Annotated in this window: 4 protein-coding genes; 1 reads left to right on the top strand and 3 read right to left on the bottom strand. The window is 70.8% G+C overall.

Annotated features, from left to right (window positions below):
- Positions 1 to 9: 9 nt before the first annotated feature.
- From AAFF41_RS32470 to AAFF41_RS32460, 3 genes are all read right to left on the bottom strand, one after another.
- On the bottom strand, positions 10 to 1,155 hold the full coding sequence (locus tag AAFF41_RS32470; RefSeq protein WP_319746953.1) for an NB-ARC domain-containing protein: 1,146 nt from the start codon (positions 1,153 to 1,155) through the stop codon (positions 10 to 12).
- A gap of 317 nt (positions 1,156 to 1,472) precedes the next feature.
- On the bottom strand, positions 1,473 to 1,946 hold the full coding sequence (locus AAFF41_RS32465) for a DUF3995 domain-containing protein (RefSeq protein ID WP_343325061.1): 474 nt from the start codon (positions 1,944 to 1,946) through the stop codon (positions 1,473 to 1,475).
- Positions 1,947 to 2,283: 337 nt separating this feature from the next.
- Entirely contained in the window at positions 2,284 to 2,685 is a 402-nt protein-coding gene (locus AAFF41_RS32460; RefSeq protein ID WP_319746947.1) for a DUF6191 domain-containing protein, read from the bottom strand.
- Between the two features lie 426 nt (positions 2,686 to 3,111).
- On the opposite strand from AAFF41_RS32460, the gene AAFF41_RS32455 reads away from it, so the two are divergent.
- Positions 3,112 to 14,544 (top strand): amino acid adenylation domain-containing protein, encoded by an 11,433-nt coding sequence (locus AAFF41_RS32455; RefSeq protein WP_343325060.1) that lies wholly within the window; start codon positions 3,112 to 3,114, stop codon positions 14,542 to 14,544.
- Positions 14,545 to 14,660 lie beyond the last annotated feature (116 nt).

Here is a 14,660-nt window from a genome sequence, read left to right as displayed (position 1 = left end):
GCGTACCGCTCACCCCGCCAGCATCGTCCGGCTCTCGCAGGTCGCGCGCCTCATGGTCCGGGCGAAGGCCTGGAGCACTCGGTCCATGGTGAAGCGGCTTCTGCCCACCCCCGCCACGAAGTGTTCCGACTCCAGCAGCCCGGTCAACCGGTCGGCCTCGGCGACCGAGATCCCGGCGAGCGCCGCACTGCTTTCCAGGGTGAACTCCGCATCCTCGGCGAGCGCGAGCGTGCGGAAGAAATACCTCGCGTCGAGGTCGAGCATCCAGTAGGAGGACTCCAGTGCCGCGCGGACCGAGCTGTCCCGGTCGTCGTCGAGTTTCAGCGAGAGCAACCGGTCGTTGTCACGCAACGCGCTGACAAAGTTCTTGAAGCCTTGACCGGGCCGGTCGGCGAACTTGACCGCGGCCAGCCGCAGCACGAGCGGCAGGTACGCACACAGCTCGGCCAGTTCCTCGAGCTCGGCCCGTGCGTCACGCACGTACTCCTCACCGATGATGGCGGTCAGGACCGTGCAGGCGGACTCGGCGCTGAGCACGTCGAGGACCAGTCGGCGCGCGCCCTCCCTGGCCACCAGTCCCGACATCCGGTTGCGGCTGGTGACGATGGTCCGGCAGCGCCCACCGGTCGCGAGCAACGGGCGCACCTGTTCGGTGTCGCAGGCGTTGTCGAGGACGACGAGCATCCGGTGATCGGCTATCAGCGACCGGTAGCACTCCACTCGCCGCCACGGATCCGCCGGCCAGTCGTCCTCGTGCAGGCCCAGGCCGCCCAGCAGCACTCCGAGGGCACTCTCCGTGGTCAACAGGCCGTCGGCACCGCGCAGATCGACATACAACTGGCCGTCCGGAAAGTCGTTGATCAGTCGGTGCGCCCACCGGATCGCGAACGCGGACTTCCCGACGCCGACCGGGCCCGAAACGAGGACGACGTTGTCAGGCGCCTGCAGTCGGCTCACCTCGTCGGCCGCCTTGAGCTCTGCCTCACGGCCGACCAGGAACCCTACGTCGAGCGGGAGATGCCGTGGCACGTTCACGGTTCTCGACGGCTCGACGGTCACCTCGCCGTCCGTGGTCTCCCCCACCTCGCCCTCCGCCGCTTCCGCCGCGTAGAGCGTCCGCCAGCGAGCCAGCCAGCGCTCAGTGGTCTCTGCCACCTTGTCGGGCGGATGATTTCCGTGTACCAGACAAGCTGTCACGAATGCGGAGACGAACTCCGCACGCGGCAGTTTACTGCCCCGCAGGATCGTCGAGATCGTACTTCGCGGCAACGCGTCCACCACGTCACCACTGGGTGCGGTGGTCTGCCCGCCCAGTTGCTGCAGACGCCGCATGGAAGGCTGCCCAGCCCTCAGACGAAGCTCTCGCAAATTCTGAACAAATTCCGTCACACTGTCAGACGTTGCCCAAGACAACTAATCCCCCGTAGTGCCGAATGCTCACCTGGACCAGGCCCGGTGAATTCACCCTTCCCTCAGTGAGCCGTTATGCTTCTCAATTCAACTTCTCCGGTCATTTCTTTCCCGAAGCTCCGCGCCGCCAGCCCGAACAGCACTCCGCCGAGAATGAACCAGGGGTTCCACAAGGCGAGTGTCCAGAATTTCTGCGCGGAGCTGACTCCGTCGACTTCCGCCACACCCGTGATGAGCAGCACCTCTACGAGGATCCCCCGGACGAGCAACAGCCCGCCGATACCCCAGCCGAGCATCTTGAGAAATCCCCACGGGCGCCCGTCGACACCACGTCGACGCAGGCCCAGCGCCACCGAGGCGCCGATCAGACAGAGGCAGCCGACTCCCCACAGGCCGCCGGCCACGAACCAGCCCGGCCGCTCGTCCGCGAGCCGCTGTCCCGCGGAGATGTCCAGCCCGACTTTCCCCCGAGCGCCCAGAAGAAATGCGCACTCGCGAAAATCGTCGCCCAGCCGGCGGCGAGATACCCATACCACCGCGAACTCTTCAATCGCAATCCGTCACCATCCCCCGATTTGTGACTGTTCTGCGTACGGCCTGAAATGCACGATGCCGCACACCCGGCAACGGTGCAATATCCCGACAACGCTCCGTCAGTGACATGCGCCACGTTGACAGACCCTCGGCGCCATTACCATACGATCACCCGGAAACCCTTGCAATGGCATTTTTTGCACGGCCCGGCCGATGGACCGAAAGGATTGGCGGAGCAAGCCCGGCAGGCTCCGCGTCCCCCAAGGGACAGCTCGGCCGGCGCGGGATGTCGGCCAGGCGGCACCGGCGCGTCCGCTGATCCGCCCGGTCCGCGGCGACCTACACGGGTGACTCCTCCTGCGGACCCTGCCCACGTCCGGACCCGGACTCCCCTCCGGCGCCGGACGGGCCCGCCGACCGCGGACCGGTCCGCCCTCCCGCGGGCAGGATGACTATCCGGGCCGTGCCGGAGGCCAGGTCGATGCGCGTGCGTGGCGGAGCACCGTCGCCCTCCTCCTCACGGCGTCCTTCATCCTGTTGCTGCTGTTCGATCTCGATCGACTTGTTGCCGTTGAACATCAGGCCGAACTCGTCGAACGCGGAACCCGTCAGGGGGCGTCTCGCGGGCCCCCGCCGGGAGCGCAGGACACTGCGCCCCTTGAAGCCCCGCATCGCCAACTCCGCCCCGCAGCAGACGAACAACAGTAACGCCAGCGCGGGGAGTGCAGCCTCTGCCCACATGCCTGTCATGTGAGGTAAAACGCGTCTCCTGTCCGGAAGGTTCCATCCCCCGGTTCGGGCCCGGCGGTCGGAGTGGCTCGAACTCGCCCAGAAGCAGAGGCACTTCAGGTCCGAACTTGCCCTCCGCGTTGTCTCGTTCCGTCCGGTGCTGTCCCGAAGCTTGCAACGACAAGCCGACGCGACAGAGTCTGCAGGTGTCCGCACGGTGCACGTATGCCGGCCCCCGTGGCCATCCGGCGAGGGGAGCCGAGCGGGGAATGAAACCGCCCGCGCCGTCAACCCGGGCGCGGTGGGCACGGGCCGGATGGAGCCTGCGCGAGGCGTGCTTGCCACGGTTGCGGGCCGGATCGCCGGACACGCCGCCGGCGAAGGTGACGAAGTAGCCGCGAACGTGCTGCGACCACGGGCGCAGACTGAGGAGATTCGATGATCCCGCTCTCGCACGCACAGCAGCGACTGTGGTTCCTCAACCGGTTGGAAGGTCCCAGCGCCACCTACAACATGCCGGCGGTGCTGCGGCTGACAGGCGCGCTCGACCGGACCGCGCTCGCCGTGGCACTCCAGGACCTGGTCGACCGGCACGAGCCGTTGCGCACGGTCTTCGTCGACCAGGAGGACGTGCCCTACCAGCGCTTCATCGAGCCGGGCGACGCCCGGCTCGATGTGCCCGTCACCGAGGTCGGGTCCGCGGACTTCACCGACCGGATTGCCGAGCTGGCCGCTCGCCCGTTCGACCTGGCGGCCGAGATCCCCATACGGGCCGAGCTGTTCGCGGTCTCCGACCATGAACACGTTCTGGCTCTGGTGATCCATCACATCGCCGCGGACGGCTGGTCGATGGCCCCGTTGGCCCGTGATCTCACCGCGGCGTACGAGGCCCGCCGTGCCGGGCGGGCGCCGGACTGGCCGGACCTGCCGATCCAGTACGCGGACTACACCCTGTGGCAGCAGGAGCTGCTCGGCGGAGAGGACGACCCGGAGAGCCTGATCAGCGAGCAGATCGAGTACTGGCGCAAGGCGCTGGCCGATCTGCCGGACGAGCTGCGGCTTCCGGTGGACCGACAGCGGCCGGCCACGTCGAGCAACGAGGGCGGCAACGTCCCGTTCCACGTCGACGCGACGCTGCACCGGAAACTGTCCGAGCTGGCCGTCCGGTCGGACGCGAGCCTGTTCATGGTGGTGCAGGCGGGGCTGGCCGCCCTGCTCAGCCGGTTGGGCGCCGGCACGGACATCCCGATCGGCTCGGCCATCGCCGGCCGTACCGACGAGGCGCTCCACGAACTCGTCGGGTTCTTTGTGAACACCCTCGTTCTGCGCGTCGACACCGCCGGCAACCCGACGTTCCGCGAGCTCATCGCCCGGTCCCGGGAAAGGGCTCTGTCTGCCTACGCGCACCAGGACCTCCCGTTCGAGCGGCTGGTCGACATCCTCCGGCCGGACCGGAGCCTGGGCAGGCATCCCCTGTTCCAGGTGATGCTCGCGTTCCAGAACAACACGCTGCCACAGCTGCGGCTGCCGGGGCTGGTGGTGGAGGGCGAGCAGCTGTACACCGCCACATCGAAGTTCGACCTGGCGTTCAGCATGGGCGAACAATTCGACCAGGGGGGCGGGCCCGGCGGCCTGGCCGGCACCATCGAGTTCGCCACCGACCTGTTCGACCGGGCGAGCGTGGACCGACTGGGCGCCCGCCTCATCCAGGTGTTCGAGGCTATGGTCTGCGACCCCGACCGGCCGCTCGGCTCTCTGGACGTGCTGGTGCCGGACGAGCGACAGCGGGTGCTCGACACATGGAACCGGACCGCGCACGAGGTCGACGCGGCAGGGTTCGCGGAGATCTTCCGGTCCAACGCCATCGCGCACCCGGACGCGCCCGCACTGGCGTCCGACACGGTCACGCTGACCTACGGTGAGCTCAACACCGCCGCGAACCGGCTGGCACGGCTGCTCACCGAGCGGGGTGCCGGACCGGGGCAGCTGGTGGCGCTGGCGATGCCCAGGTCACCCGAGCTGATCACCGCGATGCTCGCCGTGGCCAAGGTCGGGGCGGCCTATCTGCCGGTCGATCCCGACTACCCGGCCGAACGCATCGCGTTCATGCTCGACGATTCCCGTCCCGCGCTGGCGGTGACCGTCCGGGAACTGGCCGAGCGCCTCCCGGCCGGCATCCCGCGCCTGGTGCTCGACGAGGAGGGCACCCGCGCCGAACTCGACCGGCAGAGCGCGGACGACCTGCCACCGAACCGGTCGCTCGACAGCCCTCTGTACGTGATCTACACCTCGGGGTCCACCGGGACCCCGAAGGGCGTTGTGGTCTCGGACGCCGGAGTGGCCAGCCTGGCCCGCAGCCAGCAGGAACGCTTCGGCGCGGGGCCGGGCAGCCGGGTGCTCCAGTTCGCCTCGCCGAGTTTCGACGCGGCGTTCTGGGACTGCTGCCTGGCGCTGCTCTCCGGGGGCACGCTGGTCATCGGATCCGCCGAGCAGGTCACGCCCGGGCCGCAGTTGGCCGCGTTCGTCCGGGCCATGCGCGTCACGCACGTCACCATGCCGCCGTCGGTGCTGGCGGCACTGCCTTCCGACGGCCTGCCGTCCGGTACGACCGTGGTGGTGGCCAGTGAGGCGTGCCCCGGCCCCCTGGTGGCGCGATGGGCTCCGGGCAACCGGATGTTCAACGCCTACGGCCCCACCGAGTCGACCGTCTGCGCGACGGTCAGCGAGCCGCTGTCCGGCTCCGACGGCCCCCCGATCGGCAGGCCGCTGGACAACACACGCGTCTACGTGCTGGACGAGGCCCTGCGTCCGGTGCCGGTGGGCGTGGTGGGAGAGCTGTACATCGCGGGCGCGGGCCTGGCCCTCGGCTACCTGCACCGTCCCGGGGTGACCGCGGAGCGGTTCGTGGCCTGCCCGTTCGGCGGGCCCGGGGAGCGCATGTACCGCACCGGCGACCTGGCCCGCTGGCGGCCCGACGGGCAGGTCGACTTCGCCGGGCGCGCCGACCAGCAGGTGAAGATCCGCGGCTTCCGGATCGAACCGGGCGAGGTCGAGGCGGTGCTGACCGGGCATTCCGCGGTACGGCAGGCGGCCGTGGTGGCGCGCGAGGACCGCCCGGGCGACCCGCAGTTGACCGCGTACCTCGTCCCGGCCGAGGACGACGGCCACCGTGACCGGGTGGGGGAACAGCAGCAGCTCGGCACCTGGCAGGCGACCTACGATGCCCACCACGCGGGCTTGTCCGCCGGACTGGGCGAGGACTTCTCCGGCTGGAACAGCAGCTACACCGGCCAGGCCATTCCGGTCGAGGAGATGCGGCGGTGGCGCGACGCCACCGTGGACCGGGTGCGGGAGCTCGACCCCCGACGGGTGCTGGAGATCGGGGTCGGCAGCGGCCTGATCCTCGCGCCGCTGGCACCGCACTGCGACGCCTACTGGGGCACCGACATCTCCGAGGTGGTCATCGACCGGGTCCGCGGCCAACTCGCCGACAGGCCCGAACTGGACGGCCGGGTCGAACTGAGGGCACAGGCGGCCCACATCTTCGACGGCCTGCCGACCGGGTTCTTCGACACGATCATTCTGAACTCCGTCGTCCAGTACTTCCCCAGCTCCGGCTATCTGACCGACGTACTCACCCGGGCGCTTGACCTGGTCGTTCCCGGTGGCGCCGTGTTCGTCGGGGACGTACGCAACCTGCGGCTGCACCGCGCCCTGCGGACCGCCGTCGAACTCCGCTCGGTCGACGCCGCGGACGGTGACGCCGCCGAGCTGTGCAAGGCCGTCGACCTGGCCGTCTCCCGGGAGACGGAACTCCTCGTCGATCCAGACTACTTCGCCACCGTGGCCCCGTCCGTCGACCTGAGGATCAAGCCCGGCACGGACCGCAACGAACTCACGGGCCACCGCTACGACGTGGTGCTGCGCGCGGAGCCGACCCCCGCACCGGCTGTCGGCCGGGAAGCCGTGTGGGGCCGGGACATCACCGACGTGGACGCCTTGCGGGCACTGCTGGTCACCCGGCCGGCCGGCCTGCGTGTCACGGGCATACCCAACCGCCGGGTCGCCGGTGAGATCGCCGCCGTGCGGGCCCTCGAAGCGGGCGATCTCGCGGCCGCCCTAGCCGTGCTGACGGAGCCCGAGCCCGAACTGCCCGATCCCCAACTGCTCGCCGGGCTGGGCGCCGAGTGCGGTTACCGGACCGACCTGACCTGGTCGGGCGCCGACCATCGGGGCGGCGGCCTGGAGGCCGTGTTCAGCGCGCCCGGGACGACGGGCGGCGCCTACCGCCCCGGCCCGTCACCGACCCCCGACTCCCGTTCGTACACCAACGCCCCGGCCACCACGCTGACCTCGGCGGCGATGGTCGAGTCGGTGCGCGAGCACCTTCGGAACGTGCTGCCGGACTACCTGATACCGACGGCGTTCGTGGTGCTGGACCGGATGCCGTTGACGCCGAACGGCAAGGTGGACCGGCGCGCCCTGCCGGCGCCCAGCGTCTCCGCCCGGGCCTCCAGCCGTGGCCCGCGCAACGAGCGGGAAGAGGTCCTGTGCCGGATCCTGGCCGAGGTGCTCGGCCTGCCCCGGGTGGGGATCGACGACGGGTTCTTCGACCTCGGCGGCCATTCGCTGCTGGCGACCCGGCTGATCTCCCGGGTGCGGGCCGCTCTGGGAGTGGACCTGTCCATCCGCGACCTCTTCGCCGCGCCGACGGTGGCCGGGCTCGCCCAGGTGCTGGACCGGGTCGCCGGCACCCGGCGCCGGCCGGTGGTACGGGCACGGCGCCCGGAGCGGACCCCGCTCTCGCACGCGCAACAGCGGCTGTGGTTCCTGAACCGGCTGGAAGGCCCGAGCGCCACCTACAACATGCCGATCGCCGTGCGCCTGAAGGGCAGCCTCGACCGTGCCGCACTCACCGCGGCGATCCAGGACCTGTCGGACCGGCACGAATCGCTCCGCACCACCTACCCGGACGTCGACGGCACCCCCTACCAGCGCATCGTGCCGCCGGAGCAGGCCCAGGTCGAGCTCCGGGTCACCGGGACCACGGAGACCGAACTGGCCGAGCGACTCGCCCTCGCCGCCGGCCGCGCCTTCGACCTCGCCGACGAGCTGCCGCTGTGGGCGCACCTGTTCGCGGTGTCGGCGGACGACCACGTGCTGATGCTGGTGCTGCACCACATCGCGGGTGACGGATGGTCGATGGGGCCGCTGACGCGTGACCTCACGGATGCGTACGCCGCCCGGCTCGACGGCCGTCGGCCGCGGTGGACGGAACTGCCCGTCCAGTACGCGGACTACGCGCTGTGGCAGCGGGAGCTCTTCGGCCGCGAGGACGAGCCGGACAGCCTGATCAGCGAACAGATCGCGTTCTGGCGCGAGACGCTGGCCGATCTGCCCGAGGACCTGCGGCTGCCCTACAGCCGGCCTCGAAGCACGAGCGGCGAGTACCACGGTTCCACCTTCTCGTTCCGGATCGGGGCGGAGACCCATCGTCGCCTCGCCGCGCTGGCCAACGACTCCGGCACCAGCCTGTACATGGTCAGCCAGGCGGGGCTCACCGCCCTGCTCACCCGGCTCGGCTCCGGCACCGACATCCCCATCGGCACCCCGGTCGCCGGACGCACCGACCAAGCCCTCGACGAGCTCATCGGCGTCTTCCTCAACACCCTGGTGCTGCGGACCGACACCAGCGGAAATCCCACGTGGCACGAGCTGCTCGGCCGCATCAGCGAGACCAATCTCAACGCCTACGCGAACCAGGACCTGCCGTTCGAGCGACTCGTCGAGATCCTGAACCCGAGCCGATCCAACGGGCGCCTGCCGCTGTTCCAGATCCTGCTGTCGCTGCACGGCGCCACACCGGAGCCGGCGTTCCCCGGCCTGGTCGCCCGGGGCGAAGCGCTCGACCGGATCGTGCAGAACAAGTTCGACCTGGCCATCCACCTCCGCGAGGCCTTCGACGAGGACGGTGCCCCGGCAGGCCTGGACGGCATGGTCGAGTACTCGACCGACCTGTTCGACGAGGCGGCCGTCGAGCAGCTGTCCGACCACCTGGTGCGTCTACTCTCCGCGATGGCCACCGATCCAGGGCAGCGGATCGGTGCGGCCGAACTGCTCGATCCGGCCGGTCGCGAGCGGGTCGTACGGACCTGGAACGACACGGCGCACGAGGTGCCGCGCACGACTCTGCCCGAGCTGTTCGCCGCGCAGGCGGCCCGGACGCCCGACCGGACAGCGGTGGAGTTCGAGGACGCCTCACTGACCTACAGCCAACTGGACCTGCGGGCGGGCCGACTCGCCCGGCTGCTGGCCGAACACGGTGCCGGCCCCGAGCAGTGCGTCGCGGTCGTGCTGCCGCGCTCCGAAGCCCTGGTCGTCACGCTGCTGGCCGTGCTGAAGACCGGTGCCGCGTACCTGCCGATCGACCCCGGCTATCCGGCCGAGCGGATTCAGTACCTGCTCGACGACGCCCGACCGGTGCTCACACTCACCGAGGACCATCCGGTCTTCGGCGTCGAGCCGGCGGGCCCCGTGCTCGGCCGCGACGAGGTCGCATGCGTTCCGGAGCACCCCGCCTACGTGATCTACACCTCGGGATCGACCGGACGGCCCAAGGGCGTGGTGGTGTCCCACGCGAGCATCGTCAACCGACTGCTGTGGATGCAGGACCGGTACGGGCTCGACGAGACCGACCGGGTGCTGCAGAAAACCCCCGCCGGGTTCGACGTCTCGGTCTGGGAGTTCTTCTGGCCGCTGATCACCGGCGCCACGCTGCTGGTGGCCAAGCCCGACGGGCACAAGGATCCGGCGTACCTGGCCGAACTGATCCGCGAACAGCGGGTCACCACAGCGCACTTCGTACCGTCGATGCTGGCCGCGTTCGTCGCGGAGCCGGGTGCGGCACGGCTGCCGGACCTGCGCCGACTGATCAGCAGCGGAGAAGCGCTGCCGGTCGAGCTGGCTCAGCGGGCCCACGCGACGATCGGGGTCCCGGTGCACAACCTGTACGGGCCGACCGAGGCGTCGGTCGACGTGAGCGCCTGGGAGTACCGGGACGAGCCCGGCGCCGTCTCCGTGCCGATCGGCCGTCCGGTGTGGAACACCGCGCTGTACGTGCTCGACGCCGCGCTGCGTCCGGCGCCGGCCGGGGTGGTCGGCGAGCTGTATGTCGCCGGTGCCCAGCTGGCCCGCGGGTATCTGCGCCGCCCGGCCCTGACCGCCGAGCGGTTCGTGGCCAGCCCCTTCGGCGAAGCCGGTGAACGGATGTACCGAACCGGCGACTTGGCGATCTGGCGCGCCGACGGGCAGCTCGAGTTCGTCGGCCGCGCCGACGACCAGGTCAAGGTGCGCGGCTTCCGGGTCGAGCCCGTCGAGATCGAGGCGGCCCTGGCCCGGCACGACGGCGTCGCGCAGGCCGCGGTCGTGCCCCGCGCGGACGACTCCGGGGACACCCGGCTCTTCGCCTATGTCGTCCCGTCCCGGAGGCCGGAGACCGACCAGGACACCGCGGACCGGCCCGAGCCCGCGGCGTTGCGCGAGTTCCTCCTCCGTTCCCTGCCGGAGCATCTGGTCCCGGCTGCGTTCGTGGTGCTGGACGCACTGCCTGTCACACCGAACGGGAAGCTGGACCGACGGGCACTGCCGGCGCCCGACTTCGCCGGCCGGGAGGTGGGACGGGGGCCGCGCGATCCGCGCGAGGCCGCGCTCTGCCGGATCTTCGCGGAGGTCCTCGGTCTGCCCGGAGTGGGGATCGACGACGGGTTCTTCGACCTCGGCGGCCACTCCTTGATGGCGACCCGGCTGATCTCCCGAGTACGGGCCACGTTCGGCGTCGATCTGGCGATCCGCGACCTGTTCGGCACACCGACCGTGGCCGGGCTCGTCCGGGTGCTCGACCGGGCCGGCGACACCCGACGGCAGCCGGTCGTGCGGACGCGGCGGCCGGAGCGGGTGCCGTTGTCGCACGCGCAGCAGCGGCTGTGGTTCCTGAACCGGCTGGAAGGCCCGAATGCCGCCTACAACCTACCGATGGCGGTGCGGCTGATCGGTTCGCTGGACCGGTCGGCGCTGACCGCCGCGATCGCCGACGTCGTCGCGCGGCACGAGGCGCTGCGCACGGTCTTCCCGGACGTCGACGGCGTTCCCTACCAGCTCATCCTCGACCCCGACCGGGCGCAGGTGGAACTCGTGGTGACCGAGGTCGGCCGGGACGAGCTGGCCGCGGCGATCGCGGAGACCGCCGAACGGGGCTTCGACCTCCAGAGGGACCTGCCGCTGCGCGTTCGGGTGCTCACCGTGTCCCCGACCGAGCACGTGCTGGTGCTGGTCGTGCACCACGTCGCCGGCGACGGCTGGTCCCTGGTCCCGCTCACCCGCGACCTGAGCACCGCGTACGCGGACCGCTGCGCGGCCCGAGCGCCCCGGTGGACCGAACTGCCCGTGCAGTACGCGGACTACGCGTTGTGGCAGCGGGAGTTGCTGGGCCGCGAGGACGATCCGTCGAGCCTCATCAACGAGCAGGTCCTGTACTGGCGTGACGCGCTGGCCGGGATTCCGGACGAGCTGCCGTTGCCGACGGATCGTGCGCGGCCGAAGACGCCGAGCTACGCCGGCGGCAGTGTCGAATTCGGCTACGGCCCGGAGCTGCACGCCCGGATCAACAAGCTGGCTGTCGACTGCCACGCGACCGCGTTCATGGTCGTCCAGACGGCGCTCGCGTCTTTGCTGACCCGGCTCGGCGCCGGCACCGACATCCCGATCGGCTCGCCCATCGCCGGGCGTACGGACGAAGCCTTCGACGAGCTCGTCGGGTTCTTCGTCAACACGCTGGTGCTACGCACCGACACCAGCGGCGATCCGACGTTCCGCGAGGTCATCGACCGGGTGCGGGAGGCCAACCTCAACGCCTACGCTCACCAGGATCTGCCGTTCGAGTACCTCGTCGAGGCTCTCAACCCGGACCGGTCGGTGGCCCGGCATCCGCTGTTCCAGGTGATGTTCGCCTTCCAGAACACTCGGGACACCGAGCTGCGGCTGCCCGGCCTCGCCGCCGAGGGCGCTCCGGTCGGCGTCGAGGCCGCCATGTTCGACCTGTCCGTCCACCTGGAAGCCAGGTACCACGCGGACGGCCGGGAGGGCGGTGCGCGCGGCGCGCTCGTCTACAGCACTGACCTGTTCGACCGGGAAACCGCTGAGGCGATCGTCGCCCGCCTGCTGCTGATGCTTGAGGCGATCACTGCCGATCCGGGGCAGCGGATCAGCCAGGTCGAGCTGCTCGAACCGGCCGAGCGGACGCGGATCCTGCGGGAGTGGAACGGCGAGACCGCAGAGGTCCCGGCAACGACCCTGCCGCGGTTGTTCGCCGCCGCGGCCTCCCGTGACGGCACCGCCACCGCGGTCCGCGCGGCCGGCGCGCGGTTGAGCTACGACGAGCTGCGGGCGGCCGCGAACCGGTTGGCACGGCTGCTGGTGGCGTACGGCTGCGGCCCGGATCAGCGGGTCGCGCTGGCCCTGCCGAGGGACGAGCGGCTGCCGATCGCGATGTGGGCGGTGCTGAACTCCGGTGCCGCTTACCTGCCGATCGACCCCGGTCATCCGGCGGAGCGCGTGCGGTATCTGATCGAGGACGCCCGGCCGGTGCTGGTGCTGACGGACAGCGCCGGCGCGGCTGTCCTCCCCGACGACCAGGCCCGGATCGTGCTCGACGACCCGGCGACCGAAGCCGCGCTGGCCCGGCTCGACCCCACCGACCTGGGCGACGCGGACCGACTGGCGCCGCTGCACCCGGACGACGCGGCCTACGTGATCTACACCTCGGGGTCGACCGGGCGGCCCAAGGGCGTGGTGGTCACGCACCGGTCGGTGGCGAACCTGGCAGCGTGGGCACGGGACACCCTCCCCGAGGACGTGTTCGGCGCCGCGCTCGCCTCGACCTCGGCGAGCTTCGACGTCTCGGTGTCGGACATGATCCTGCCGCTGGTGGGCGGTGGATGCATCGAGGTGGTGCGGGACGTGCTCGCTCTCGCCGGGGAGGACCGTCCAGAGGCGAGCCTGGTGTGCACGGCGCCGTCCGCGATGTCGGCGGCCCTCGCTCCGGGCGGTGAGCTCCGGATCGGCACCCTCATCCTGGTGGGCGAGGCGGTCTCGCCGCGGTTGGTGCACGAGCTGCGGGCCGCCGCACCCGGTGTGCGGATCGCAAACCTCTACGGCCCGACGGAGGCCTGCGTCTACGCCACCGCGTGGTTCGACGACGGGAACGCCGCGGGGGTGGCACCCATCGGCCGGGCGATCACCAACTACCGGACGTACGTGCTGGACGACGGCCTCCGTCCGGTGCCGCCCGGTGTCGCCGGGGAGCTGTATCTGGCCGGGGCGGGTCTTGCCCGGGGCTATTTCGGGCGGCCCGCGATGACCGCGGAGCGGTTCGTCGCCTGCCCGTTCGGCCATGCGGGGGAACGCATGTACCGGACCGGTGACCTGGTGCGCTGGCGCTTCGACGGCCAGTTGGAGTTCATCGGCCGGGTCGACGACCAGGTCAAGATCCGCGGTCACCGGGCCGAACCCGCCGAGACCGAGGCCGTGCTCGCCCGGCACGGGTCCGTGGCCCAGGTCGCGGTGCTCGCCCGGCAGGACCGGCGGGGGGACACCACCCTGGTCGCGTACGCCGTCCCTGCCGACGGCCACGAGGTCCGGCCTGCCGAGATGATCGAGTTCGCCCGCCGTGAGCTGCCGGGGCATCTGGTCCCTTCGGCGGTCGTGTCGCTCCCGCGCCTCCCGTTGAACGCAAGCGGAAAGCTGGACCGGCGCATGCTGCCGGCACCCGAGACCGCGAAGGCCATCAGCAGCAGGGAACCACGCGACGCGCGGGAACGGGCGCTGTGCGAACTGTTCGCCGAGGTGATCGGTGTGCCGGCGGTCGGAGTCGACGACAGCTTCTTCGAACTGGGCGGGCATTCCCTGCTCGCCACTCAGCTCGTCGCGAAGGCACGGGCCCGGCTCGGCGTCGAGTTCGCCGTGCGCACCCTGTTCGAGGCGCCGACCGTGGCCGGCCTGGCTGAGCGCCTCGACTCCGACAGCCCGGCCAGCTCGCTGGAGGTCCTGCTGCCGCTGCGTGCCGAAGGCGGCCGGCCCCCGCTGTTCTGCGTGCATCCGGCGACCGGGCTCGGCTGGGTGTACGCGGGCCTGCTACAGCATCTCGACCGGGAGCAGCCGATCTACGCGCTTCAGGCCCGCGGTCTGGCCGGGCAGGTCGAGTTCGCCGAGTCCCTCGACGACATGGCGGCCGACTACGTCGCCCAGATCCGCGCGGTACAACCACACGGGCCCTATCACCTGCTCGGCTGGTCGTCCGGTGGCGCGGTGGCCCACGCCATCGCCGCGTTGCTGCGCGCCGATGGCGAACCGGTGCGCCTGCTCGCCATGCTGGACACCACGGTTCCCGGGCACGGGTACCGGCAACCGGACACCGACGTGCTGTTCAGGGCCCTGCGGGACCTCGGTCTGGATCTGGCGCCGACGGCGGAGGGGGAGCTCGACTTCGCCCGGGTGCACTCGTTCCTGCGCGAAGTCGACCACCCGCTGGCCGGTCTCGGCGAACGCAGCCTGGCCGCGCTGTCGGAGGTCTACGGCCGGCAGACCTCGATGCTGCACGAACCGTTCAGTCGCACGGTCGACGCCGACCTGCTGTTCTTCACCGCGTCCCGCAGCCATCCGGACGATCCGGACTTCGCGATGGCCTGGCAGCCGCTGATCGCGGGCCGGATCACGGAAATCGAGATCGACTGCGAACACAACCAGATGACCGAAGCGGCGGCGCTGTCCCGGATCGCTCCGGTTCTTCGGGCGAAGCTCTCGGCAGCCGATGAGTGAGGAATACCGAAGGAGGAGAGCTCCGGTGTCGTCGGCGGTAGGCAGGTCACCCTGACCTGAACCGCGTCGCCCTGCGCGGCGGCCGCAGGCTTCCACAGCGCGCAGATGCGGCGGTC

This window comes from Streptomyces mirabilis (assembly GCF_039503195.1).
GTDB lineage: Bacteria > Actinomycetota > Actinomycetes > Streptomycetales > Streptomycetaceae > Streptomyces > Streptomyces mirabilis_D.
This window is presented reverse-complemented; position numbering and strand designations above follow the sequence as displayed.

Coding starts and splice junctions, on each gene's coding strand:
- AAFF41_RS32460 (WP_319746947.1), bottom strand. CDS start 2,685: ATGTGGGCAGAGGCTGCACTCCCCGCGCTGGCGTTACTGTTGTTCGTC.
- AAFF41_RS32455 (WP_343325060.1), top strand. CDS start 3,112: ATGATCCCGCTCTCGCACGCACAGCAGCGACTGTGGTTCCTCAACCGG.